This is a genomic window from Brevundimonas sp. DS20 (genome assembly GCF_001310255.1).
In the GTDB taxonomy this organism is placed as follows: Bacteria; Pseudomonadota; Alphaproteobacteria; order Caulobacterales; family Caulobacteraceae; genus Brevundimonas; species Brevundimonas aurantiaca.
In genome coordinates this window covers 2,920,805-2,944,320 of the sequence record NZ_CP012897.1, presented here as the reverse complement: position 1 = coordinate 2,944,320, position 23,516 = coordinate 2,920,805, and the positions used below count along the sequence as shown (strand labels likewise).

Here is a 23,516-nt window from a genome sequence, read left to right as displayed (position 1 = left end):
GTGTTTTGACGCCGCCTTGTCGCACTTCCTGACGTCCGGCGTCGGCTCGCCCTTGCTCTCCCTGCGTCCGCCCGCCAAGAACGGAGCGTCCCTCTCCGCCGCTCCGGACCGATCCCATGACCGCCGACCGCACCCGCCTCGACGCCCACATCGCCGCCCTGGAGGTTCCGGAAGGGCTGAAGACGGTCCTGACGGTCGCCGCCGCCACCTGCGCCGACATCAGCACTCTGGTCGCCGGCGGCGCCCTGGCCGGGGCCTTGGGCGCCTCGGGCCAGATCAATGTTCAGGACGAGGAGCAGAAGAAGCTCGACGTCATGACCAACGACATGCTGACCGACGCCCTCCTGGCCTGTCCCGCCGTCGCGGGCGTCGCCTCCGAGGAAATGGACGAGGTCCAGCCGGCCTCCCATTCGACCGGCGAATATCTGGCCCTGTTCGATCCGCTGGACGGCTCGTCCAACATCGACATCAACGCCATGGTGGGGACCATCGTCTCGGTGCTGAAGTCCGCGACGCCTTCGCCGACCGAGGCCGACTTCATGCAGCCGGGCCGCAATCAGGTCGCCGCCCTCTACGCCCTGTACGGCCCCCAGACCATGCTGGTCCTGACCACGGGCGCCGGGGTCAAGGGCTTCACCCTGTCGAACGACGGCGACTGGATCCTGACCCACGACGCCATCGCCATTTCGCCGGACACCAAGGAGTTCGCCATCAACATGTCGAACCTGCGCCACTGGGCCGAGCCGGTGCAGCGTTATGTCGACGGCGTGCTGAAGGGCGCGGACGGCCCCCGGGGCAAGAATTTCAACATGCGCTGGGTCGCCGCCATGGTCGCCGATGTCCACCGCATCCTGATGCGCGGCGGTGTCTTCCTGTACCCCTGGGACAAGCGGGAGCCGAACAAGCCCGGCAAGCTGCGCCTGATGTACGAGGGGAATCCCATGGCCTTCCTGGTTGAACAGGCCGGGGGCAAGGCGACGACGGACGGGGTTCAATCGATCCTCGACATCCAGCCCGAGCATCTGCACCAGCGCATCCCCGTCGCCCTGGGCTCGGCCAACGAGATCGACGCCTACGCGAGCGCATGATGAAGATCGGTCCGACGGACGCCCTTCTGGTCATCGACCCACAGAACGACTTCTGCGAGGGCGGTTCTCTGGCGGTCGCGGGCGGGGCGGGGATCATGCCGCTGATCAACCGGCTGGCCGAAGGGTTCGACCGGGTGGTCCTGACCCAGGACTGGCACACGCCGGACCAGATTTCGTTCGCCTCCAACCATCCCGGCGCGGCCCCCTTCACCGAGATCGAGGTCGCCTACGGCCGCCAGATGCTGTGGCCGGACCACTGTATCCAGGGCTCGCCCGGCGCGGACTTCCATCCCGACGCGGCGCCTACGGTGCAAAAAGCCCTGGCCGTGATCCGCAAGGGCTACAACCCGGCGGTCGATTCCTATTCCGGCTTCTTCGAGAACGACCATCGCACCCCGACGGGCCTGGCCGGCCTGCTGCGCGACCTGCGCGTGACCCGCGTCTTCCTGTGCGGGCTGGCCTTCGACTACTGCGTCCGCTTCACCGCCGAGGATGCGGTGCGCGAGGGTTTCCAAGCCGTGGTCATCTCCGACGCCAGCCGCGCCATCGCGCCGCAGACCGAGGCGACGGCCCGGGACAGTTTCCGGGCGATGGGGGTGGCGGAGGTCGGGGCCGAAACCCTCCTCGGCTAAACCCCTCTTTCGTCATCCTCCGGCGAGCTTAGCGAGACCGGGGGACCCAGCGGCGCGCGAGAGCGCGAACCTGTCGCGGGCCAGGTGCTCCCGCATCGTGCGGCGGATGGATTTCGCCTTCGGCGCCGCTGGATCCCCCGGTCCGCGCCGCGAAGACGCGGCTTGCCGGAGGATGACGAAAGAAGAGGCGTCAAACCGCCTTCGCGTACGCCTCTACCTCCGCGACGAACGCCGCCTTCTCCGCCTCGCCCAGGAAAGACCCCTCGAAACTGTTCTTCGCCAGCAGCGTCACCTGTTCCTTCGTCAGCCCGACCGCCGCCGCCAGCCGGCTGTAGTTGTCGTTCACGTACCCGCCGAAATAGGACGGATCGTCCGAGTTCAGGGTGACGTGCAGGCCCCGGCGCAGCATCTCGGGCACGGGGTGGTCCTTCAGGTCGTTCACCACGCACAGTTTCAGGTTCGACAGGGGGCAGACGGTCAGGGTCATCTGCTCGCGCGCCAGCCGCTCCACCAGAACCTCGTCCTCCATCGAGCGATTGCCGTGGTCCATTCGGTCGATGTGCAGCAGGTCCAGCGCCTCGTGCACATAGGCCGGCGGGCCTTCCTCGCCGGCATGGGCGCACAGTTTCAGGCCCAGGTCGCGGGCGGCGGCGAAGACGCGCTGGAACTTGGACGGCGGATGGCCGACCTCCGACGAATCCAGCCCCACCCCGATGAAATGATGTAGATAGGGCTTGGCCGCCTCCAGGGTCGCGAACGCCTCTTCCTCGGTGAGGTGCCGCAGGAAGCTGAGGATCAGGCCCGAACTGACGCCCAGTTCCGCCTTGGCCCGGTCCATCCCCGCGATCAGCCCCTCCACCACCACGCCGAAGGGCACGCCCCGGTCGGTATGGGTCTGGGGATCGAAGAAGATCTCGGCGTGGCGCACGTTATCGGCGGCCGCCCGCTGGAAATAGGCGAAGGCCAGATCTTCGAAATCCTGGCGCGTCAGAAGGACCGCCGCCCCGGCGTAATAGATGTCCAGGAAGTCCTGCAGATTCGAGAAATCATAGGCCGCCCGCACCGCCTCGACGCTGTCGTAGGGGATTGAGACCCCATTGCGCTTCGCCAGCTCGAACATCAGCTCCGGCTCCAGCGAGCCCTCGATGTGAAGGTGCAACTCCGCCTTGGGCAGGCCGGCGATATAGGCGTCGAGGTCAGTCGGCATCGAGGACGGTCTTCCAGTTTGATAGATTGAGCACGCGGACAGATGTGCGCTCGAGCGTCGCTTTGGACATCAGTTTGGCGTCGGCGGTGATCAAAGGCAGGCTCAGGCGTTCAGCAAGGGCCAGATAGAAACAATCATAGACGGCATGGTCGAGCGCGCGACCGATATCGAACGCGCGCGAGGCCAATCCATAGGCGGGCGACAGGCTTATGTTCGCTCGCTCAATCGCCCCGAGGGCCAAGACTGCGTCGTCGGCTTGGTATTCCTGACGTCGAACCTTCTTCCAGAACACATTGGCGCATTCCACGAGCAGAAGGTCCGGCGCAGCCAAAGGCTGAAAACGGAGGTCGAGCGATTCGTCCGCACCATCCTCCTTCACGAACCATTTGATCACGACGCTGGAGTCGATGATCGCCTTCATCTTTCGTCGCGGCTTTCCCGAACCAGAATTTCGGACGGCGTGTGGCTGAATCCGGCCGAACGCGCTCGCAGCTCATCCGACACCTGGATCCAGTCGGACCTGTCCGCCATCTCGACCGCCGCAGCCGCCGTCAGAATGGCTCGCACTTCCGCTTCGGCCGAACGGCCGTTGCGCGCGGCCCTCTGTTCCAGGGCGCGGACCGTTTCTTCATCAAGATTGCGGACATGGAGGTTCATGACGACGCGATCATATCATCTCGGCTAGGCGTTCGACACCACCAGCCGCAGATGTCCAGCCTTGGTCTTCCCCGCGTCGTTCGTCGGCGGCGGATCGGGGGGCGGGGGCAGGCTGGGGCGGGCGCTCCAGGCCTCGGGCCGTTCGACCCAGCCCCTGGCCGTCTTCAGCCGGTCGGGCAGCATGGACCCGGCCAGCAGATTGGGCCCGATCCCGACCAGTTCGTCGGTCCAGGCGGCGATCTGGCGATTGTGCGCCCGGCCGGGCGGGGCGACGCTGACGATCCGCTTTTCCGGATAGGCCTCGCGCACGTACCGCACGGTGGCGGCGTGGTCCCCGTCGGTGGTCAGCAGATAGACGGAATCGACCCGGTTCGCCGCCACATCGTCCGCCACCGCCAGGGCCAGGTTGACGTCGCTCTGCTTCTCCGTGGACGCGCTCCAGACATTGCCGCAGGCGCGGCAGTGTTCGCCATGGACGATGAAATGGCCCATCAGGCAACGAACCTTGCGCGCCCTCAGCGCCGCCTCATAGCGGAACAGGGCCTCCATCCGCGATCGGGATTGGGGCTTGTGGGCGCTGACCCAGACCACGCCGGCCAGCCGCTCCGTCGGATCGATCAGGCCCCGCCCCAAGGCCTGCAAGTCCAGCCACAGCCATTCGCGTCGCTTCTGGTTCAGCAGGGCGTGGAACAGGTTGTAGCCGTCCACATAGAGGACCGCCCGGCGCTTCAGGAACGGCGGCGTCAGGTCGCCGGGGCCGAACGGCCGAAGGGCGCCGTTCGCCATGCGGATGCGCCCCCGATGCTGACCCCAGCGACGCCCCTTAGACTGCTGACCGCCGGTCCCCATCCGTCGACCGCTCCCTGAACCCGGCGAAGGTTAATCAGAGCTGAAGAGCAGAGTCCGCGTCTTTCAGGTCACAGAACGGCGGTCACATCCGTTCGGGAGTCTCGATCCCCAGCAGATTCAACGCCGTTTCCAGCTGCAGCAGCGCCGCCGCCGACAGGGCCAGGCGCGAAGCCCGTGTCGCCTCGTCCGGCGCGACCAGCACCGGGCAGGCGGCGTAGAATTTCGAGAAGGACTGGGCCACCCGATAGGCGTGCTCGGCTGCCAGATGCGGCATCCGCTTGTCATAGGCGTCCGACACGGCGGTCGAGAAGGCGTCCAGCGTCAGGGCCAGATCGCGCTCGGCCTGTTCGGCGATGACGATGGCGCCAGGCGCGGCGCCCTGTTCGGCGGCCTTCCTCAGCAGGGATTTGATCCGGACCGACTGATACAGCAGATAGGGGCCGGTCTTGCCCTCGAAGCTCATGAACCGGTCCAGGTCGAAGACGTAGCTGGTGGTGCGCGCGTTCGACAGGTCGGCGAACTTCAGGGCGGCGATGGCCACCTTGTGCGCGATGGCCTCGAACTCTTCCGGCGACAGGTCGTAGCCCAGCTTGGCCTCGTGCAGACGCTCGCGCGCCTTGTCCGTCGCCTGGTCGATCAGGTCGCGCAGCTTCAGCACCCCGCCCGCGCGGGTCTTGAACGGCTTGCCGTCGGCGCCGTTCATGGTGCCGAAGCCCAGATGCTCCAGCGACCCTTCGGCAGCGTAGCCGGCCAGATAGGCGGCGCGGAACACCTGTTCGAAATGCTCTGCCTGGCGTTCGTCGACGACATACAGGGCCAGGTCCGGCGCCAGGGCCTTCTTGCGGTCCAGGATCGTCGCCAGGTCGGTCGTGCCGTACATGGCCGAGCCTTCCGAGCTGATCACCAGCAGGGGCGGGGGCGAGGGCGCCTCGATCACCGAGCCGTCGGCCAGCTTCTTCTTGCGGGTCTCGCCGGGCTTGGCGACATGCACCACCTGGGCGCCGTCATCCTCGACCAGCAGGCCCGTCGCCTTCAGATGGGCGATCATCTCGTCCATCAGGGGATCGGCGTCGCTCTCGCCGTTCCACAGGTCGAAATCGACCGACAGGTCGCCGTATTCGCGCTTCAGCGCCTCGCGGCTGACCGCCACGAAATGCGACCACAGGGCGCGATAGCCGGGGCGGCCGTTCTGCAGCTCCGCCGTCGCCTTGCGGGCCCGGTCGCGGAACGCCGGGTCTTCCTTGGCCTTGCCGGCGGCCTGCGGATACAGCCGGTCCAGATCGGCCAGGGTCACCGGGCTTTCGGCGGGGAAGGGGCCGTCGCCGTCGGCCATGAAGGCGTCGGCCAGACCCTCGTCGCCGCAGGCCGTGATCAGCAGCCCCATCTGGAAGCCCCAGTCGCCGAAATGGGCGTCGCCGGTGACATGGTCGCCGCGGAAGCGGAACAGCCGCTTCAGGCTCTCGCCGATGATGGCGCTGCGCAGATGGCCGACGTGCATCGGCTTGGCCACGTTCGGACCGCCGTAGTCGATCACCACCTTGCGCGGATCGGCCACGACGGCTGCGCCCGCGTGCTCGGCGTCGGCGGCGACTTCGGCGGCGCGTTCCGCCAGAACGGCGTCGGCGATCTTCAGATTGATGAAGCCCGGCCCCGCCACCTCGACCGAGGCGAAGCGGGCGTCGGCGCCCAGCCGCTCGGCGATCTTGCCGGCCAGTTCGCGCGGATTGGCCTTCAACGCCTTGGCGGCGGCCAGGGCGCCGTTCGACTGAAAGTCGGCCAGATCCGGCCGGTCGGACGGGGTGACGCGAGCGAGAGCCGGCTCCACGCCTTCGGCGGCGAAGGCGGCGGCGACCGCTTCGCTGAGGACGGTCTTCAGATCAGACATTACTGGCTCGGCGCAGAGGCTTGGGCGGCTCCGGCGTTGACGCGGAAGCGACTGCCGGACCGGTTGAACTCGGCCATTTCGGGCGTGACGTCGAAACCGATCAGAACTTCGAAATTGCCGCCGCTGGTGGTGGCCTCGGCGCGGGGAATGATGATGGTCCGCTGTTCGTTGACCGAGGCGGTGCGCTGGCCGTCGAACTTCACCGGCAGGTCGAAATATTCCTTGGCCAGGACGGCGCTGTTCCGTTCCGTCACCGCGACCCAGTAACGATAGGTCTTCTGGTCCTCGGTGGCCTGGGCGCCGCGGCCCAGCTGGAACAGGATGTCCATGTCCAGTCGGATCGGATCGGCTTCGCGATATTCGCAATCGGCCGAGACGCCTTCGATCTCGCCGGTGTAGCCGACGTTGGCGATGGCGGCGCGGCCGCCTTCCAGCTCCACATAGCGGGCGGCGTCGTACAGCACCTTGACGAAGGGGCAGGGGCCGGCGTTGGCGCGGCGGCGCAAGGGGGCGATGCGCGGCGCGCGCTCGCTCGGGGCGTTGTCCGACCCGTCCGCCTGCTGTCCGCTGGAACCGCGTTGACGCTGACGTTGCTGCGCCTCGGCGGCGACAGGCAGGACGGAGGCCGCGATGGAAACGGCGGCCAGGGCGGTGAGCAGGCGACGCATCAAATGATTTCCGACAGCGAAAAGACCAACGCCGCAGCCGGCGTCCGACAAGGGTTCGACCGGTTTACAGACCCGGCAGTTTGAAACCGCCGCTGCGACGCGGGGTGATGGTGATGGCCTGGCGCCCGCCCGTCAGGGCCTGAAGCCGGGCGGCCTCGGTCGAGGCGTCGATCGTCTGTTGGCCCTCGGCGGTCTGGCGGGTGGTGGCCGCCTGGGTCGAGGCGTCGTCCTTGCGCCAGAACATCACGCGGTTGGCGAAGCTTTCGTCCTTGTGGGCGATGTCGCCGAACTCGTCGTCGACGACGTAGCGGGCCAGGGGGTCGGCCTGATCGGCGCCGGCCTGGGCCACCAGGACCTGTTCGCCGGGGGTGCGGGTGACGGCCTGACGCTGACCCAGCAGGATCTGACGCGCGGCGCTTTCGGGCGCCAGTTCCTGCGGGCGGGGCTGGCCGGGCGCAGGCGGACGCAGGCCGTATTCCGGCGGCACGCTGAGCGGCGCGGTGGAGACGGTCACGAACTCGTCCGGCACGACCTTGGTCAGGCCGATGCCTTGCTTGAGGCTGCCGCAGGCCGAAACGGCGAGGGCGGCTGAGGCGGCGAGGGTCAGGACGGCGACGCTGCGGATACGCATGGGTTCAGGCTCGATCGGCTGATGCACGGAACGCCTCTGCGGGCGCTGTTGGCATAGTGAAGACGGGGTGATTACGACTTTTCGGGGGCCGCGCCAACCTTGCAGCCGTTTTCAGGCCTTGGAGGCCCGGTCGGACAGGAAGCTGTCGATGATCAGAAGGACGACGCCGATGGTGATGGCGCTGTCGGCGACGTTGAACACCCAGGGAAAGACGCCTGTGCCCGAAACGTCGATGAAGTCGACCACATAGCCGAACCGCACCCGGTCGATCACATTGCCCAGGGCGCCGCCGATCACCAGTCCGATGGCGGTGATCAGCAGGCGACGATCCGCCCGCGTCGCCCACCAGGCCAGGCCGCCCGAGACCAGGACGGAGAAGATGGTCAGACCCCAGCGCGCCTCCCCCCCGCCGAACAGGCCGAAGCTGACGCCGGTGTTCTGGACGAAGGTGAACCGCAGGACGGGCGGGAAGACCTCGGCGAAGACGTAGCCGACGGGGATTTGCTCGATCGAGGCCACGTCCGGCAGACTCAGGATCCAGGCCTTGGTCAACTGGTCCAGGACGATGATCAGAAGGGCGAAGCCATAGGCGGCGAAGGCGATGCGGGGGATCTTCATGCGGCGGCGGTTAGCAGGAAGCGGCTCAGGCGCGAAGCGGAAAAGCGGGAGCGCACGTCAGAAGAGGTCGCCCTGGTCCGGCGCGGGGGGCTTGGGCCGAGGCGTCGCTCGTGGAGTCGACTGGGGCTTTGACTGGGGCGTCGCAGAGGGCGGCGTAGGCGGCGGGTTCTGCGCCGCGCCGTCGATGACGGCCTCGCGCGCGCCGTCGCCGAACACCAGTCGGACAGTCTGGCCCGATTCCAGCCCTGCCGCTGCGGTGATCCAGCCGCCGTCGGCGCGCTCGACCCGGGCGAAGCCGGGTTTGGGGCGGCTGGGATCAAGCGTCGCCAGGGCGCGGGACAGGGCGCCCAGTCGGGCTCGGTCGCCGTCCAGTCGGCGGGGGATGACGCCGTCCAGGCGCGCGGAGACCGCGTCCAGCCTGGCCTGGCGCTGGTCCAGGCGGCGGTGCAGCGGTTCGGGCGACAGGCGGCCGCCGATCTGCAACAGCCGTCGCTCGCCGCGCGCGACGCCCGCCTGAAGCGCCGCCCCCAGCCGATCCCCCGCGCCGCGCAGTCGATCCTGACCCCGCTCGATCCGGGTCCGCAGCAGCCCGGGGCTCAACTTTCCGCCGGTCACGGCCAGATGGCGTTCATGCAGGGCGATGTTGCGTTGCAGGCCCGAGCCCAGACGGCTGGACACATGGTCCAGCCTCTGTTGCGCCAGGGCCGTCAGGTCCTCCGGCCGGGCGGGCAGTCCGCGCGCCACGGCGCGCAGCCGGGTCCGCCGATCCTCGATCAGCCGCCCGCCCGCCAGCACCAGCCGTCGATCCAGGTCGGCGACGGCGTATCTCAGGTCGGCCAGCACAGGCGTGGCCATCTCGGCCGCCCCCGTGGGCGTCGGCGCGCGCCGATCCGAGACGAAGTCGATCAGGGTGGTGTCCGTCTCGTGTCCCACGGCCGAGATGATCGGAATCCGCGCCGCCGCCACCGTGCGGGCCAGCCCCTCGTCGTTGAAGCACCACAGGTCCTCAACCGACCCCCCGCCGCGCGCCACGATCAGCAGATCCGGCCGGGGGATGGGTCCGTCGGGCGTCATCGCATCAAAGCCGCGAATGGCGTTCGACACCTGGCCGCACGCCGCCTCGCCCTGGACCACCACGGGCCAGACGATCACCCGGCACGGCCAGCGTTCGGCGATTCGGTGCAGGACGTCGCGGATCACCGCCCCGGTCGGACTGGTGATCACCCCTATGGTGCGGGGGAACTGGGGCAGGGGCTTCTTGCGCCCCGGCTCGAACAGGCCCTCCTCGCGCAGGCGGACCTTCAGCCGCTCCAACTGGGCCAAGAGGGCGCCGGCCCCCGCCGCCTCCATGCTCTCGATCACGATCTGGTACGAGGACCGCGCGGGATAGGAGGTGATCTTGCCGGTGACGATGACCTCCAGCCCCGCCTCCGGCTGGACGCCCAGGCCGCGCACCGATCCCTTCCAGATCACGCCGTCGATGGCCGACTTGTCGTCCTTCAGGCTCAGATAGACATGGCCCGAGGCGTGACGATTGACCTTGGACACCTCGCCCCTCAGCCGGACGTGGCCGAATCGCTCCTCCAGCGTCCGCTTCAGGGCAAAGGACAGTTCCGAGATCGACAGGGGCGGATTGTTGTCGCGCGGGGCGGCGGCCTCGGCCGGGCCTTCGAACACATAGGATTCGTCGCTCATGACGCCACTCTAGCCCGAGGCGGATCGTTTTCGCACCCGTTTAGAGGGGGGAGGGCCTATCAGGGCGACCCCGCGCTTGACCGTCTCGCGCGGTGCGGTCATTGCCGACCTTATGAACATTCTCCTCGTCGGATCGGGCGGGCGTGAACACGCCCTGGCCTGGAAGATCGCCCAGTCGCCGTTGGTCACCCGCCTTGTCGCCGCGCCCGGCAATCCCGGGATCGAGGCCGTGTGCGAGCTTCGTCCAGTCAAGGCTGACGACGCCGAGGGCCTGGCGGCCCTGGCGCGCGAGATCAAGGCGGACCTGGTGGTGGTCGGGCCGGAGGTCGCCCTGGCGGCCGGTCTGGCGGACCGGCTGGCCGCCGCCGGCATCCCCTGTTTCGGCCCCACCGCCAAGGCCGCGCAGCTGGAGACGTCCAAGGCCTTTTCCAAGGCCTTCCTGGAGCGTCATTCCATCCCCACCGCCGGCTACGGCGTCTATGAGACGGTTCAGGAGGCCAAGGCCGCGCTCGACGCCTTCCAGCCGCCCTATGTCATCAAGGCCGACGGCCTGGCCGCCGGCAAGGGCGTGGCCATCAGCCCGGATCGCGCCGACGCCGAGGCCGAGGTCGAGCGGATGCTGGGGGGCCGGTTCGGCGCCGCCGGCGCCCGCGTGGTGATCGAAGAGTTCATGGACGGCGAGGAAGGCTCCCTTTTCGCCCTGTGCGACGGCAAACAGGCTGTCCTGTTCGGCGGCGCCCAGGACCACAAACGCGCCTTCGACGGCGACACCGGACCCAACACCGGCGGCATGGGCGCCTATTCACCGGCCCCTGTCTTCACCGCCGACCTGGTCCAGCAGGCTGACGAACGCATCGTTCAGCCCACGATCCGCAAGATGGCCGTCGAGGGCGCCCCCTATCGCGGCGTCCTCTACGCCGGGCTGATGGCCACGACCGACGGACCCAAGGTGGTCGAGTTCAACGCCCGCTTCGGCGACCCGGAATGCCAGGTGCTGATGATGCGCATGGCCGGCGACATCGTTCCCTATCTGCTGGCTTGCGCGCGTGGCGACGTCTCCGGCCTGCCGGCGCCGGCGTTCAAGCCTCAGACGGTCATCTGCGTCGTCATGGCGGCCAAGGGCTATCCCGACAGTCCGCTGGAAGGCTCGATCATCCGCGGCGCCGATCAGGACTTCGGTCCCCATGTCCAGGTCTTCCACGCCGGCACCAAGCGTCGCGACGACGGCCAGCTGTGCGCCGCCGGCGGCCGCGTCCTGAACGTCTGCGCCGAAGGCGACGACATCGCCCAGGCCCGCGAACGCGCCTACGACGCCATCAAGAAGATCGACTGGCCCGGCGGCTTCAACCGCTCCGACATCGGCTGGCGGGCGCTGGAGCGGGGCTGACCGTATCGGCTGGGTGTGGTAGGCTCGCGCCATGGCTGATTCCGCGTACCACGAAGATGACGACGAGCCGGGCGTCTTCGACATCGCCGACGACGCGGCGGACGAGGCGGCGACCCTGCGTGGTCTCGCCGACGCCGAGGCCGGGCGGGTCGTGAGCCATGAAGCCGTAAAGCGGTGGCTTCTGTCTTGGGGAACGGACAATCCGCTCCCGCCGCCGAAATGCGGCGAGTAGTCTGGACCGAGCAAGCTCGGGAAGACCTGATCGCCATACAGTCCTATGTGCAAGGTTTCAGCCCGCCGGCGGCGATCCGCCTGGCGGTTCGCCTGATCGATCTGGCCGAAAGTCTGAGCGCCTTTCCGGATCGCGGCAGGCAAATACGCCATGGGCTTCGCGAGGCGGTCTCGATCCGCCCCTATGTGATCCGCTACGCCATCCTGCCCAGCGAGATTCGCATAATCACCATCCGCCACTCGGCCCGACGGCCCGAGGGATAAGCCTTACGCCCAGGCGAACAGCAGCCGGCCTTCGCCCATCCGCTCGCGCAGCTCCGGCAAGTCGGTATGGGCCACCGAGAAACAGCCGTAGCTGCGGCCCAGCTTGCCTTCGCGCGCCAGGAAGTCCGGGTCGGCGTAGTCGGCGCCGTGAACGATGATGGCGCGTTCGCGGGCCTTGTCATTGGTGTATTCCAGCCCGTCCAGCAGGACGTTCGGCCCCTGCTGCTTGCCCCAGCTGGCGCCGGCCGTGGCGTAGGCGCCGATCGAGGACATGTTGGAATCGGGCGTGTTGGAAAAGCGGCGCGCATAGCCGGAATGGTCGGGGTCGGAGCCCCGGCCGTGGCAGGTCCGCAGCACCTTGACCTCGCCTGCGATCAGATCGACCTCGTACAGCCGCTCGTCGCCCGAGAACTTCTTGAAATCGACCAGATACATCCGGTCACGCAGGGGGAGTTTGCGGTGGTGGATGTCCAGGGCCGCCATGGCCCGGTCCATCAGATCTTTCGGAACGGCGCCGCGAGGATCCAGCGGCGGCGGGGTCACGCTGACGGTCTGAACCGGGGGAACGACCACCGGGGCCGCGACGGGCTGGAGCGCCGCCGTCGTCACGGGGGCCGTGGCGCTGGCGCTGGCGCACCCCGCCAGCATGGCCGAGCCGCCCAGAATGAGTCCTCGTCTCGAAAGCCGCATGCGACGCCCTCGTTGCGGTTTGTCTTCGGAGGTGTTTGTTTCAAACCGTTACGACCGAGGCAACCTGAGCCTTGTGGGGCGATTTTGCGGCGAGGCGTCGCGGGAGGGCGATCAATGAAGCGTTTGATCCTGGCTTTGTCGGTGCTGCTGGCGTCCGCTTCGGCGGCGGCGGCTCAGCAAACCCCCGCAGGGGTTGGACTTTCCGGACCCCCTGTGGTCACCTTCGTCGAGGCGGGGCGGCTGCTGGCGGATCCGTCGAACGGCGTTGTGCAGCGCAGTAAAACTCTCGTGATCAGCGGGAACCAAGTCGTCGATATTCGCGACGGCTTCGTCGGCGATCCGGCGCAGGGCCGGGTCATCGACCTGCGGGACTCCTTCGTTTTGCCGGGGCTGATCGACAGCCACGTCCACCTGACCGGCCAGCAAAACCCCAATTCGCGGCTGGAGGAGGTGACCCAGTCAGAGGCCGCCCAGGCCATGGTCGGCGCCCGCTATGCGCGCCGCACCCTGATGGCGGGCTTCACCACCGTCGCCGATCTCGGGGCCGACAACGAAGCGATCTTCGCCCTGCGCGAGGCGGTGAAGGCGGGCGACGTGCCGGGGCCGCGCATCATTGCAGCGGGCTCGGCCGTGTCGGTTCACGGCGGCCATGGCGACGCCAACGGCTTCCGCGCCGACGTCCTGCACCTGCTGTCGCCGGAAAGCGTCTGTTCGGGACCGGAAGACTGTATGCGCGCGGTCCGCACCCAGATCCGCGCCGGCGCCGACATCATCAAGATCACGGCCACCGGCGGGGTCCTGTCCAACACCGCCGCCGGTCTGAACCAGCAGTTCAGCGATCCCGAACTGACCGCCATCGTCGAAAGCGCCCACCGGATGGGCCGTCAGGTCACGGCCCACGCTCACGGCGTCGACGGCATCAACGCCTTCCTGCGCGCCGGCGGCGATTCCATCGAACACGGCACCTATCTGGACGACCAGTCGATCCGCCTGTTCAAGCAGAACGGCGCCTGGCTCGTGCCGACCCTGCTGGCGGGGGATTTCGTCGCGCGCGTCGCCTCCGGGCCCGACAATTTCTTCACTCCCGCCCAGACCGCCAAGGCGCTGGAGGCGGGGCCGAAGATGCTGGAGATGGCGCGCCGCGCCCACCAAGGCGGCGTCAAAATCGCCTTCGGCACCGACAGCGGCGTGTCCGCCCACGGCGACAACGCCAAGGAGTTCGCCCTCTTGGTCCGCGCCGGCCTGACTCCGCTGGAGGCCGTCCAGGCCGCCACGGTCGGCGCCGCCGAACATCTGCGCATCTCCAGCGAGGCCGGGCGGATCGCGCCGGGCATGCCGGCCGACATCGTCGCCGTCTCCGGCGATCCCCTGAGCGACGTCACCGAGCTGGAGCGGATGAGGTTCGTGATGAAGGGCGGCGTGGTCTACCGCGCCGACTGAACAGCCTGGGTCAGGAAGGCGGCGAAGCCGGCCTCATCCTCAAACCGAGCGACGACCGGCCAGGCGGCGACGCGTGCGCGTTGATCGGGCGTCAGCCGCACCCAGTCCTTTTCGGTGGTGACCAGGCCGGCGCCGTAAACCGCCGCCCGTTCCGTCAGAAACACCATGTCCTTGTCGCTATAGGCCGCATGGTCAGGGAAGGGGACGAAGTCGGCGAGGTCGCACCCCGCCGCCTTCAGCGATCGTTCGACCTTCCACGGCTTGGCGATGCCGGCGAAGCCCACCTGTGGGCCGGCCGGCGGCGGGCCTTGGGGCGTCAGCCGCGCCACGAACACCGGCAGACTGTCGAACAGCGCCAGCAGTTCGGGATCGGCGGTCTCCAGATCGGTCGGCAGCATCACCACAACGGCGTCGGCGCGCGCCAGCCCCGCTTTCAACGGCTCGCGCATCGGGCCGGACGGAAAGACCGAGCCGTCCCCGAACGGCCATTCATCGCCGCGGGTCTCTCCATCCGCGACGATCAGGCTGACGGTCTTCTTCAAGGCGGGGTTCTGGTGTCCGTCGTCCAGCACCAGGGCGTCGGCCCCGTCGGCGACGGCCGCCTCGGCGCCGGCGACCCGATCGCGGGAAATCCAGACCGGCGCGTCCTGGGCCAGCATCAGGGGTTCGTCGCCGACGTCCTCGGCCGTGTGGGTCGCGGGATCGACGCGGACCGGCCCGTCCAGCCGCCCGCCATAGCCGCGCGACAGACCCTGCGCCTGCACGCCCGCCGCGCGCAGCAGCCGCAGCGTCTCGCGCGCAACCGGCGTCTTGCCTGAGCCGCCGACCGTCAGGTTGCCGACCGAGATCACCGCACAGCCTGGGGCGTGGGGAACCGTCCGCGCGATGCGCCGCGCCGTGACCCCAGCCCAGATCCAGCTCAGCGGCTTCAACAGGGTGCGCGTCATGCGGGCGTGATCGCGGTCGCGCACATACCACCAGCGGGGCGTGTTCAGCTTCATCGCCGGGGTCTCTTCTGCGGCGTGAGCGGAGAGAGCCAGGACCATAGCCGCTCCAGATCCCCGCCCGCCTCGGCCGCCGCGCGGCGGGCGCGCTCGCCCATGGCCTTGGCCGCCGCCGGATCGGCCAACAGGGGGCCGATCGCCTGGGGCAGGTCCCAGGGCGCCTGGACCGGGATCAGCCCGCCCGATTGGGCCAATGCCGCCGTCACGCTGGCCCAGTTGGAGGCGTCCGGTCCCGTCACGACGGGCCGGCCCAGTCGCGCGGGCTCCAGCGGATTGTGACCGCCGACCGCGGGCAGGCCCAGGGCGGGGGCGAAGGAGCCGCCCATCACCACCACATCGGCCAGACGCAGGAACAGACCCATCTCGTTCAAGGTGTCGGCCAGATAGACGTCCGTGTCGCGCCCGATGGTCTCGCCGCGCGAGCGCATGGCGAAGGCTGCGCCCTCCCGCTGCAGGGCCTCCGCGATCAAGGGACCGCGCTCAGGGTGGCGCGGCAGCAGGATCAGGCAGACGCGCTCGCTCAGCTTGTCCAGGGCGCGGACGATGGCGATCTCTTCGCCCTCATGGGTGCTGGCGGCGACGATGACCGGCCGGTCGCCGATGGCGGCGCTCAGACGGCTGAAGGCGGCCGTATCATGGGGCAGGGGCTCGCCCGCCAGCTTCAGATTGACCAGGTCGTCGATGCGGGCGCCCATCCGCTCCAGCCGTTCGGCGGAGGCGGCGTCCTGGGGCAGGACCAGGTCGAAGGCGCGCGTCACCGCCTGAGCCGAGGCCGGAAACCGGCTCCAACCCTCAAGTGTCTTTTCGGTGATGCGGGCGCTGACCAGGGCCAGCTTCACCCCGCGCCGGTGGGCCTCCAGCAGCAGATTGGGCCATAGTTCGCTCTCGACGAAGACCGCCAGCCCAGGCCGCCAGTGATCCAGGAAACGGCCGACCGCGCCCGGTCCGTCCACCGGCGCATATTGGTGGATCACCCCCTTCGGCAGCCGGTCCTCAAGAATACGCGCGGACGTCACCGTGCCCGACGTCACCAGAACCGTCAGGTCCGGCCGCGCCTTTACGAACCGTTCGACCAGGGGCAGCAGGGACAGGGTCTCGCCCACGCTGACGCCGTGCAGCCAGACCAGGTCGCCCTCAGGCCGTTCGACACGGGTGAAGCCCATCCGCTCATCGACACGGGCGGGGTCTTCCTTGCCCCGAGCGGCGCGGGCGTCCAGCAGGCGCGGCGCCAGGGGCTCCAGGGCGCGGGTCAGGAGCCGATAGGCGACCAGGGGCAGTGGCGTCACGACGTCAGCCCTGTGATCGCGTCCGCCCGCGCCTCGACCGCATTCAGCCGCGCGGTCCAGTCGCGCGTCACCTCGGCCATGTCGGCGCCCTGGGGATAGTCGGCCCGGTCCCAGACGACGGCGCCCTTGCCGAAGGGCAGGGGCAGGACCGCCCGATCCCAGCTGTTCAGTCGGATCGCCGGATTGCAGGACAGGCCGATGAACAGGACCGGGGCGCCGGACAGTTTCGCCATCAGCGGCAGGCCCTCGGCCATGATGTTGACCGGGCCGCGCGGGCCGTCCGGGGTGATGGCCAGGGCGCCGACCTTGAGCTGCTTCAGCCCGTCGCGCAGGGCCTGGGCGCCGCCCTTGGCCTTCTGCGCCTTGTCCTTATTGGCCGATGAGCCGCGCACGGCGGGAAAGCCCTGGCGCGCCACCGCCTTGGCGATGAACTCCCCGTCGGCCGACAGAGAGATCAGGGCCTTGGCCGGCTGGGCTCGGTCCAGCGGCCAGCAGGCGGGCGACAGGCCAATGCGCGAATGCCAGAAGACGCACAGAACCCCGCCGCCCTGCGCCCAGACAGCCTCGGCCGCCTGCTGGTTCTCATGGGTCCAGCGGATGGTGGCGAAACAGACCTGCATCCATTTGGCCAGGGTCCAGGCCAGGGCGGACTGGATGATCGGATTGCGCAGCGGTCTCACGCGACGGCCTCGACCGCCGGGGTTCCGTCCAGCGACTGTTGCCGGGCCAGACGGGCGTAGAGTCCGCCTAGGGCCACCAGGGCGTCATGCGTCCCTTCCTCGACCACCCGCCCGGCCTCGATCACATAGATGCGGTCGGCGTTCCTGACGGTCGACAGACGGTGGGCGATCATCAGGGTGGCGCGGCCTTGCATCAACCGCTCCAGCGCCGCCTGGACCAGGGCCTCGCTCTCGGTGTCGAGGGCGCTGGTCGCCTCGTCCAGCAGCAGGATCGGCGCGTCCTTCAGGAAGGCGCGGGCGATGGCGATCCGCTGGCGCTGACCGCCGGACAGACGCAGGCCCGCCTCGCCCGCACGGGTGGCGTAACCGTCCGGCAGGCCCGTGATGAAGTCATGGGCGGCGGCGGATCGCGCGGCGTCCTCGATCTGGGCTTGCGTCGCGCCCGGCCGGCCATAGGCGATGTTGGCGGCGATGGTGTCGTCGAACAGGAAGGGCTCCTGGGTCACCAGGGCGATGTGGTCGCGCAGATCGCTGATCCGCACCTGACGGATGTCGATCCCGTTCAGCCGCACCGCCCCGGCCGTGACGTCATAGAAGCGCGGCAACAGGCTGAGGATGGTGCTCTTGCCCCCGCCGGAGGGGCCGACCAGGGCGACCGTCTCGCCCGGCGCGACCCGCAGGGAGACGGCGTCCAGGGTCGGGGCGTCCGTCCCCGCATAGGCGAAGGACACCTGATCCAGCGCCACCTCGACCGGGCCGGACGGCAGGGTCTCGGCGTCGGCCGCCTCACGGATTTCCGGCTCGATGTCCAGGGCGGCGAACAGGCGACGCGCGGCGGTGAAGCCTTCGCTCATCACCGTGGCCAGGTTCGTGACCTGGCGCAGCGACTGGCCGGCCGCCAGCAACAGGCCGATGAAGGCGGCGAACCCGCCCACCGTCATCTCGCCCGACTGGGCCCGCCATCCGGCATAGGCCATGACGGCGGCGACGACGACATAGGCGACCAGATCGCTGGACGGGCCGGCGAAGGCGCGGGCGTTGGCGCCCTTGATGACGTGGCGCTGGCGACGGGCCACCACCTCGGCCACGCGATCCTGCTCGGCCGCCTCGCGGTTCTCGATCTTGATCAGGCGAACCCCGTCCAGATTCTCCATCAGGGCGGTGGACAGGTTCTCGGTCTCGGCCATGGCGCCGACGGCGGCCTTGCGCGTCCTTCGCCCGAACCGGCGCAGCACCAGGGCCACCAGGGGCACGCCCAGCAGGACCACCATGGTCAGCTGCCAATCAATGATCCCCATATAGATCAGCACCGCGATCAGGGTCAGCAGGTTCTGGGTGTAGTTGACCACGCCCGAGGTGAAGGCCTCGCGCACCAGATTGGCGTCGAACAGGACCGAGGAGACGAAGCCGCCCGAATGCTGGCTGCGCAGTCGGGCCAGATCGGCGCGGATCATGGCGCCGAACAGGCGGATCTGGATGTCGCCGACGATCGTATGGCCCAGTCGATTGACCAGGGCGGCCTGCCCCAGGGCCGCCAGGGTCCGCACCACCGCCACCGTCAGAATGGCGGCGGGGATGACGATCAGGGCCTCGTCCGCCGGGAAGCGGAAACGGCCGAACAGGACGATCGGCTGGTCGCCGCCGAGGAACAGGCCGTTCACCGCCGGCTCCAGCAGCTTCAGCAGGGCCGCCGTCAGCAGACCTGTCGTGGCGGCGCACAGGATCGACAGGATCAAAGATCCCTTGCGGCTGCTCAGATAGTCACGCCAGATCCGCGCCAGCAGGGCGCGCAGGGGCATGGAGGGGGCGGGCTCGCTCATCGGCCCTTCGGTCGTCTGAGCCGCCCCTCAAGTCAAGGCTTGTCAGGCGCCGGCGTCAGCGGACGCCCCGCCTCGTCGGCCCGGATCAGGGTTTCGCCCGGGGCATCATCGATCCTCATCGCCGGGGGGACGGTCGGATTGGAGGCGTAGCGTCGCCCGTCGAACGGCACGGCGGCCTCATAGCCCTGGATGATCCCGCCGCCCGCCACCTGCACGCCCAGAGCGCGCCGGCCGTGATCCTCGCGTTCCAGAAGACGAATGGGCGCGCGGGCCACGCTGATCTCGCCGACCGAGCGATAGGAGGACCCGTCGCGGTCCAGAACCAGCAGGCGGCATCCGCCCGATCCGCACCAGGCCGGTCCGGTCAGATAGACCAAAGCCGTCTTGCCGTCGGGGGTGAGGGCGGCGGTGTAGCGGGTCGTGTCCGCCGCCTCGCCGGCGCGCTGTTGCAGATAGGCGATCAGGGACGGGTCTTCAGGCGGCGTGCTCTGGGCGACGGCGCCGCCCGGCAAGGCGACGGCGATGACGGCGGCGAAGATCTTCATGGCGGCCTTTCGGGGTGAGGAGCTTGGATGTCTGAACGCCTGAACGCCCAGGTGGTTGAAGATCAAGCGGCCCCTTTCTAAGTAGGGCGGGCAGGTTCGCCTGCGGTGTTCTCAGGGCGGGGTGCGATTCCCCACCGGCGGTAAGGCGGCGACGCCAAGCCCGCGAGCGCTCCCCCCGCTTGGGGAGGTCAGCAGATCCGGTGCGATTCCGGGGCCGACGGTATAGTCCGGATGAAAGAGAACGGGACCCAACGCCTCGCGGCGTGCGTCGCTCTTGCTTGAGCGGCGGGCGCGGCGCGTCGTCGCCCGTAACCCTGGAAAACTGGTTACGGAAAGGACGACCAATTGAACCAGATTTCCTCGTCTTCGCTTCGCGCCCCCGCCTTGGGGGCGCTGTTGATGCTGTCGGCCAGTCTCGTCTTCGCCTGCGGCAATATCCTGCAATCCCTTTTGCCCCAACGGTTCGGCATGAGTTCGACCGGAATGGCCTTCTGGCAGTATCTGATCGCCTCGGTCCTGATGCTGCCCATCGTTCTGCGGATCGGCCTGAACAGGCTGAGGACGCGCCGTCCTCTGGCCCATCTGATCCGCGCCTTCGCCTCGGCCCTGGGCGTCCATGTCTTCGTCTACGGCTTCGCCTCGGGCGTGCCGATCTGGCAGATGGTGACCCTGCTGGCGACCGGCCCCCTGTTCGTCATCATCGGCTCGACCCTGTGTCTGGGCGAGCGGGTGTCGAGCCCCCGGATCGTCGCGGCCATGGTCGGCTTCCTCGGCGCCGTGATCGTTTCGGGGGTCGGGTCCGAAAGCCTGGGGTGGGCCGCCCTGACCCCGGTCCTGGCCGCCGCCCTGTGGGCCGTCACCGATGTGATGACCCGCTGGCTGGCGAGGGAGGAGACGCCCGAGACCCTGACCCTCTCCCTGCTGGTCCTGATCACGCCCAACCATCTGGCGCTTCTGTTGCTGGCGAACGCCTTCGCCTTCGCCTTGCCGGCCGGGGTGGCGACGGACCTGCCCTTCGCCCTGCCTCAGGGTGCGGGCCTGCTTCTGTTGCTGGCCCTGGGCGGCCTGACGGCGGCGGCGCAATATCTGCTGGCCTTCGCCTACCGGCTGGCCGACGCGGCCTATCTGCAGCCCTTCGCCGATCTGAAGGCGCCGCTGGCCGGCCTGGTCGGCTGGCTTCTGCTGGGACAGACGCCCTCGATCTGGTTCTGGCCGGGCGCCGCCCTGATCGTCGGAGCCTCGATCTTCATCTTCTGGATCGAGGGTCGGGCGCCGCAAGACGGGGCGGCGACGGCCCCGGTTGCAAGCGGAGGATGACGCGGCGGCCCCGGATCGCTATCTGGCGGCCATGGCGCGCTTTGACCTTTCGACCGCAATGGGCCGTTTCCGGGCCCATTGGCATTATTTCTGGGCGGATCACGCCTTTCTGCGCCTGGTCTTCTCCAACGCCCACTGGCTGGGGCCGGACCTTGTCCGCACCAACCAGCCGTCGCCGCGCCAACTGGCCTATTGGAAGTCCAAGGGGGTCAAGACCGTCATCAATCTGCGGGGCGAGCGGGACGAGGGCTATTACTGGCTGGAGAAGGAGGCCTGCCGGCGGTTGGGTCTGACCTTGATCGACGCGCCGCTTGACTCGCGCGACCCGCCGCAGAGGGATCGCATTCACCGGGCGCGCGACCTGTTCAAGACCATCGACTATCCGGTCCTGATCCACTGCAAGTCCGGCGCCGATCGTGCGGGGATGATGGCGGTCTTCTATCGCCACTTCCATCTGGGCGAGCCCATATCGGTCGCCATGAAGCAGTTGTCGAAGAAATATCTTCACTCGCGCGAAGGGCTGACCGGCGTCCTGGACTATACGCTGGAGAAGTACGTGAACGAGGTCGAGCCGCAGGGCGTCAGCTTCATCGACTGGGTCGACAGTCCCGACTACGACCCCAAGGCCATCCGCGCGGAGTTCAAGGCCGGCTGGTGGGGCACGCTGCTGACCGAAAAGCTGCTGAGGCGGGAGTAGGGGCCGACACCGTCAGCCCCAGGGGCCGGTCTTCGGTCTTTCGTCGTCTTCGCCGGCCTGGCGCGCCTCGGCGGCCAGTTCGGCGTCCCGTCGCGCCTTGCGTTCGGCCTCCCACCGCTTGAACCAGCGCGCATAGCCGATGTGGCCTCGCAGCGAAAAGCTGAACAGGGCCAGGACAGCCAGCAGGCTGACCAGTTGAAAGATCTGTTGGGGTTCCAGGTTGATCACGGTCGTTCAGCGTCCGTGTCAGGGAACGGGTTCCCGCTCCCTGACGTCGCACTCAGGCCGCGTCGCCGCGCGGGTCGATCAGCTTGTGGGCGTGCAGGATGAAATAGCGCATATGGGCGTTGTCCACGGTCGCCTGGGCGCGCGCCTTCCAGGCCTGTTTGGCTTCGTCATAGCTGCCGTAGGCGCCGACGAACTCGACCTGCGACAGGTCGCGGAAGACGGGCTCCTTCGGGTGGCGCAGTTCGCCGCCGATGACCAGGTGCAGCAGTTGCGTGGGGACGGAGGATTGGTCGACCATCGGATGTCCTTGAAAGGCTCGGGTGGGGCTCTGGCCGGGGCATAGGCCGAGAACGGCTAAGGATCAATGTATGACGGGGTTTTCAGACCCTGCCTTACGTCGAAAGCGGCACGTTTTTACAGCCGCGCTCCCGTTTGCCCGTTGACGTGACCCCCGTTTCTCATCCAGCCATAACGAGAGTCCTGGGTTGATCTGAGCTGGGGTTGTCGGGGTTTGCAAGAGGCCGGTCAGCGCAGCCCCCAACCAGCGCAGCGGACCGGCCGATCTGTCCACTGAGCGCTTCTGCATAAGCCTGCGGCGTCAGCCACCCGAGCTTCGAGTGCGGACGCCGCTCGTTGTAGTCGCGCCGCCAGGCTTCCAGCACCGCGCGGGCGTGCGGCAGGGATCGGAACAGCGTCTCGTTCAGCAGCTCGTCACGCAGGCGTCCGTTGAAGCTCTCGTTGAAGCCGTTCTGCTGGGGCTTGCCGGGCGCGATGTAATGCCAGCCGACGCCGGTGTCGTCGGCCCAGGCCAGGACCGCGTTCGAGGTGTATTCCGTCCCGTTGTCGCTGACGATGGTGTCGGGCCGGCCCCGCTGCCGAATGACGGCGTCCAACTCCCGCACGACCCGCGCGCCCGACAGCGAGGTGTCGGCCACCAGCGCCAGGCATTCGCGGGTGCAGTTATCGATCACCGTCAGGATGCGGAAGCGCCGCCCGTCCGTCATCTGGTCGGCGACGAAGTCCAGCGACCAGCGCTGGTTGGCCACCAGCGGCAGGTCCAGTGGTCGCCGCATGCCCATCGCTCGCTTCCGACCGCCGCGCCGGCGCACCGTCAGTCGCTCCTCGCGATAGATCCGCTGAACCCTCTTCCTGTTGACCGCATGGCCTTCGCGTCGCAGCAGGACGTGCAGGCGGCGATAGCCGAACCGGCGACGCTCCTGGGCGAGGGCCTTCAGCCGGTCGCGCAGGGCGCCGTCGTCCGGGCGCGTCGCCTGATAGCGCACGCTCGTCCGATCGACGCCCAGGACACGGCACGCCCGCCGTTCGCTCATCTCGTAGGCAGCCTGCAGATGACCAGCCGCCTCGCGCCAACCGGCGGGCGTCACCACTTTTTTCCCAGCAGGTCCTTCAGCGCCACGTTGTCCAGCATCGCGTCCGCCAGCATCCGCTTCAGCCGGGCATTCTCATCCTCGAGCGCCTTCAGCCGCCGAGCCTCCGACACGTCGAGCCCGCCGAACTTGGCCTTCCACTTGTAAAAGGTCGCAGAGCTGACCCCGTGCCGCCGGCACACCTCCGCCGTCGCCACACCGGCCTCCTGCTCCCGCAGGATCCCGATGATCTGCTCTTCTGTGAACCTTGATCGCTTCATTCTGTCCGTCCTTCGTTGGGCGGACTCTAGCTATTCCTGGCGGAGTTTCAGGGGATCACGTCACCGTCATCGCAGCTTGGGGCATTATGCGGTCATGAGCAGTGATCCGGAAAATCTGACGCTGGTGTTCCTGCGGCGGATCGACGCCAAGATCGATACGCTGGCGCTTGATCTGCGTGAGTTGAAGGAACGGGTCTCCGGCGTCGAAATCGGGCTGACGTCCGTGCGGCGCGACATCGCCGGGTTGGCGGAGACTGACGCTCGCCTCCAGGTGTCTCTGGACCGAATGCGGGACGATGTGGGCCGTATTCAGCGTCGGCTCGACCTGCATGAAGAGCCGGCTGCCTAG

The 23,516-nt window shown here is 68.5% G+C and carries 27 protein-coding genes and 1 riboswitch; of the genes, 9 read left to right on the top strand and 18 right to left on the bottom strand.

Annotation, left to right across the window (positions count from 1 at the left end; all coding sequences use genetic code 11):
- Positions 1-116: 116 nt before the first annotated feature.
- Together JL11_RS14435 and pncA are read left to right on the top strand one after the other, a co-directional pair.
- Entirely contained in the window at positions 117-1,088 is a 972-nt protein-coding gene (locus JL11_RS14435) for a class 1 fructose-bisphosphatase (protein WP_054766261.1), read from the top strand.
- Entirely contained in the window at positions 1,085-1,720 is a 636-nt protein-coding gene (gene pncA / locus JL11_RS14430; protein ID WP_231681313.1) for a bifunctional nicotinamidase/pyrazinamidase, read from the top strand. The genes JL11_RS14435 and pncA overlap by 4 nt, the downstream gene beginning before the upstream one ends.
- Positions 1,721-1,910: 190 nt before the next feature.
- Here the strand turns inward: pncA and JL11_RS14425 are convergent, their stop codons facing one another.
- The 9 genes from JL11_RS14425 to xseA all read right to left on the bottom strand — a co-directional run bounded on the left by JL11_RS14425 (position 1,911) and on the right by xseA (position 9,930).
- On the bottom strand, positions 1,911-2,927 hold the full coding sequence (locus tag JL11_RS14425) for an adenosine deaminase (RefSeq protein ID WP_054766260.1): 1,017 nt from the start codon (positions 2,925-2,927) through the stop codon (positions 1,911-1,913).
- Complete coding sequence (locus JL11_RS14420) at positions 2,917-3,348, bottom strand: type II toxin-antitoxin system VapC family toxin (RefSeq protein WP_054766259.1); 432 nt, start codon at positions 3,346-3,348, stop codon at positions 2,917-2,919. The genes JL11_RS14425 and JL11_RS14420 overlap by 11 nt, the downstream gene beginning before the upstream one ends.
- Positions 3,345-3,584 (bottom strand): FitA-like ribbon-helix-helix domain-containing protein, encoded by a 240-nt coding sequence (locus JL11_RS14415; protein WP_054766258.1) that lies wholly within the window; start codon positions 3,582-3,584, stop codon positions 3,345-3,347. Before JL11_RS14415 ends, JL11_RS14420 begins: the two co-directional genes overlap by 4 nt.
- Positions 3,585-3,608: 24 nt before the next feature.
- Positions 3,609-4,370: an NYN domain-containing protein gene (locus tag JL11_RS14410; protein ID WP_054766257.1), complete on the bottom strand. Its 762-nt coding sequence runs from the start codon at positions 4,368-4,370 to the stop codon at positions 3,609-3,611.
- A 145-nt stretch (positions 4,371-4,515) separates the two neighbouring features.
- Complete coding sequence (gene argS / locus JL11_RS14405) at positions 4,516-6,318, bottom strand: arginine--tRNA ligase (RefSeq protein WP_054766256.1); 1,803 nt, start codon at positions 6,316-6,318, stop codon at positions 4,516-4,518.
- Positions 6,318-6,986: a hypothetical protein gene (locus tag JL11_RS14400; RefSeq protein ID WP_054766255.1), complete on the bottom strand. Its 669-nt coding sequence runs from the start codon at positions 6,984-6,986 to the stop codon at positions 6,318-6,320. The genes argS and JL11_RS14400 overlap by 1 nt, the downstream gene beginning before the upstream one ends.
- 64 nt (positions 6,987-7,050) lie before the next feature.
- The gene (locus JL11_RS14395) at positions 7,051-7,617 is read right to left on the bottom strand and encodes a DUF3035 domain-containing protein (RefSeq protein ID WP_054767004.1); all 567 of its coding nucleotides are present in this window, start codon (positions 7,615-7,617) and stop codon (positions 7,051-7,053) included.
- A gap of 111 nt (positions 7,618-7,728) precedes the next feature.
- Entirely contained in the window at positions 7,729-8,235 is a 507-nt protein-coding gene (gene lspA / locus JL11_RS14390; protein WP_054766254.1) for a signal peptidase II, read from the bottom strand.
- Positions 8,236-8,292: 57 nt separating this feature from the next.
- Positions 8,293-9,930: an exodeoxyribonuclease VII large subunit gene (gene xseA / locus JL11_RS14385; RefSeq protein WP_054766253.1), complete on the bottom strand. Its 1,638-nt coding sequence runs from the start codon at positions 9,928-9,930 to the stop codon at positions 8,293-8,295.
- Positions 9,931-10,042: 112 nt separating this feature from the next.
- Here xseA and purD point away from each other — a divergent pair, with 112 nt between their 5' ends.
- From purD to JL11_RS14370, 3 genes are read left to right on the top strand one after another with little or no spacing between them, the layout of a single operon-like run.
- Positions 10,043-11,317: a phosphoribosylamine--glycine ligase gene (gene purD / locus JL11_RS14380; protein WP_054766252.1), complete on the top strand. Its 1,275-nt coding sequence runs from the start codon at positions 10,043-10,045 to the stop codon at positions 11,315-11,317.
- A gap of 31 nt (positions 11,318-11,348) precedes the next feature.
- A complete protein-coding gene (locus JL11_RS14375) occupies positions 11,349-11,549 on the top strand; it encodes a hypothetical protein (RefSeq protein WP_054766251.1) in 201 nt (66 codons plus the stop codon).
- Complete coding sequence (locus tag JL11_RS14370; protein WP_007442402.1) at positions 11,537-11,812, top strand: type II toxin-antitoxin system RelE/ParE family toxin; 276 nt, start codon at positions 11,537-11,539, stop codon at positions 11,810-11,812. Before JL11_RS14375 ends, JL11_RS14370 begins: the two co-directional genes overlap by 13 nt.
- 3 nt (positions 11,813-11,815) lie before the next feature.
- Here JL11_RS14370 and JL11_RS14365 read toward each other — a convergent pair whose 3' ends face one another.
- The gene (locus JL11_RS14365) at positions 11,816-12,502 is read right to left on the bottom strand and encodes a murein L,D-transpeptidase catalytic domain family protein (protein ID WP_054766250.1); all 687 of its coding nucleotides are present in this window, start codon (positions 12,500-12,502) and stop codon (positions 11,816-11,818) included.
- A gap of 114 nt (positions 12,503-12,616) precedes the next feature.
- Between JL11_RS14365 and JL11_RS14360 the strand changes: the two genes are divergently transcribed.
- Entirely contained in the window at positions 12,617-13,942 is a 1,326-nt protein-coding gene (locus tag JL11_RS14360; RefSeq protein ID WP_054766249.1) for a metal-dependent hydrolase family protein, read from the top strand.
- On the opposite strand, the gene lpxK is transcribed toward JL11_RS14360, so the two are convergent.
- The 5 genes from lpxK to JL11_RS14335 are packed head-to-tail and all read right to left on the bottom strand — an operon-like array spanning position 13,927 to position 19,277.
- On the bottom strand, positions 13,927-14,943 hold the full coding sequence (lpxK, locus tag JL11_RS14355; protein WP_054766248.1) for a tetraacyldisaccharide 4'-kinase: 1,017 nt from the start codon (positions 14,941-14,943) through the stop codon (positions 13,927-13,929). The genes JL11_RS14360 and lpxK overlap by 16 nt on opposite strands.
- Positions 14,940-16,232, bottom strand: coding sequence for a 3-deoxy-D-manno-octulosonic acid transferase (locus JL11_RS14350; RefSeq protein WP_054766247.1), 1,293 nt, complete (start codon positions 16,230-16,232; stop codon positions 14,940-14,942). Before JL11_RS14350 ends, lpxK begins: the two co-directional genes overlap by 4 nt.
- Complete coding sequence (locus JL11_RS14345; RefSeq protein ID WP_054766246.1) at positions 16,229-16,912, bottom strand: lysophospholipid acyltransferase family protein; 684 nt, start codon at positions 16,910-16,912, stop codon at positions 16,229-16,231. The genes JL11_RS14350 and JL11_RS14345 overlap by 4 nt, the downstream gene beginning before the upstream one ends.
- A complete protein-coding gene (locus tag JL11_RS14340; RefSeq protein ID WP_054766245.1) occupies positions 16,909-18,732 on the bottom strand; it encodes an ABC transporter ATP-binding protein in 1,824 nt (607 codons plus the stop codon). The genes JL11_RS14345 and JL11_RS14340 overlap by 4 nt, the downstream gene beginning before the upstream one ends.
- A 32-nt stretch (positions 18,733-18,764) precedes the next feature.
- Complete coding sequence (locus tag JL11_RS14335) at positions 18,765-19,277, bottom strand: hypothetical protein (RefSeq protein ID WP_054766244.1); 513 nt, start codon at positions 19,275-19,277, stop codon at positions 18,765-18,767.
- 103 nt (positions 19,278-19,380) lie between these two features.
- Positions 19,381-19,524, top strand: a riboswitch (FMN riboswitch).
- A gap of 98 nt (positions 19,525-19,622) precedes the next feature.
- Here JL11_RS14335 and JL11_RS14330 point away from each other — a divergent pair.
- On the top strand, positions 19,623-20,594 hold the full coding sequence (locus JL11_RS14330) for a DMT family transporter (RefSeq protein WP_054766243.1): 972 nt from the start codon (positions 19,623-19,625) through the stop codon (positions 20,592-20,594).
- Between the two features lie 31 nt (positions 20,595-20,625).
- A complete protein-coding gene (locus tag JL11_RS14325; protein WP_054767003.1) occupies positions 20,626-21,291 on the top strand; it encodes a fused DSP-PTPase phosphatase/NAD kinase-like protein in 666 nt (221 codons plus the stop codon).
- Between the two features lie 12 nt (positions 21,292-21,303).
- Here JL11_RS14325 and JL11_RS14320 read toward each other — a convergent pair whose 3' ends face one another.
- From JL11_RS14320 to JL11_RS14310, 3 genes are all read right to left on the bottom strand, one after another.
- Positions 21,304-21,519: a hypothetical protein gene (locus JL11_RS14320; RefSeq protein ID WP_054766242.1), complete on the bottom strand. Its 216-nt coding sequence runs from the start codon at positions 21,517-21,519 to the stop codon at positions 21,304-21,306.
- 52 nt (positions 21,520-21,571) lie between these two features.
- A complete protein-coding gene (locus JL11_RS14315; RefSeq protein WP_054766241.1) occupies positions 21,572-21,817 on the bottom strand; it encodes a DUF4170 domain-containing protein in 246 nt (81 codons plus the stop codon).
- Between the two features lie 160 nt (positions 21,818-21,977).
- A protein-coding gene (locus JL11_RS14310) for an IS3 family transposase (RefSeq protein WP_156314186.1) occupies positions 21,978-23,167 on the bottom strand; the annotation gives its coding sequence in 2 pieces (ribosomal slippage) (positions 21,978-22,915 and positions 22,915-23,167; 1,191 coding nt in all).
- A 94-nt stretch (positions 23,168-23,261) separates the two neighbouring features.
- On the opposite strand from JL11_RS14310, the gene JL11_RS14300 reads away from it, so the two are divergent.
- Positions 23,262-23,516, top strand: a complete 255-nt coding sequence (locus tag JL11_RS14300) for a hypothetical protein (RefSeq protein ID WP_054766240.1) — start codon at positions 23,262-23,264, stop codon at positions 23,514-23,516.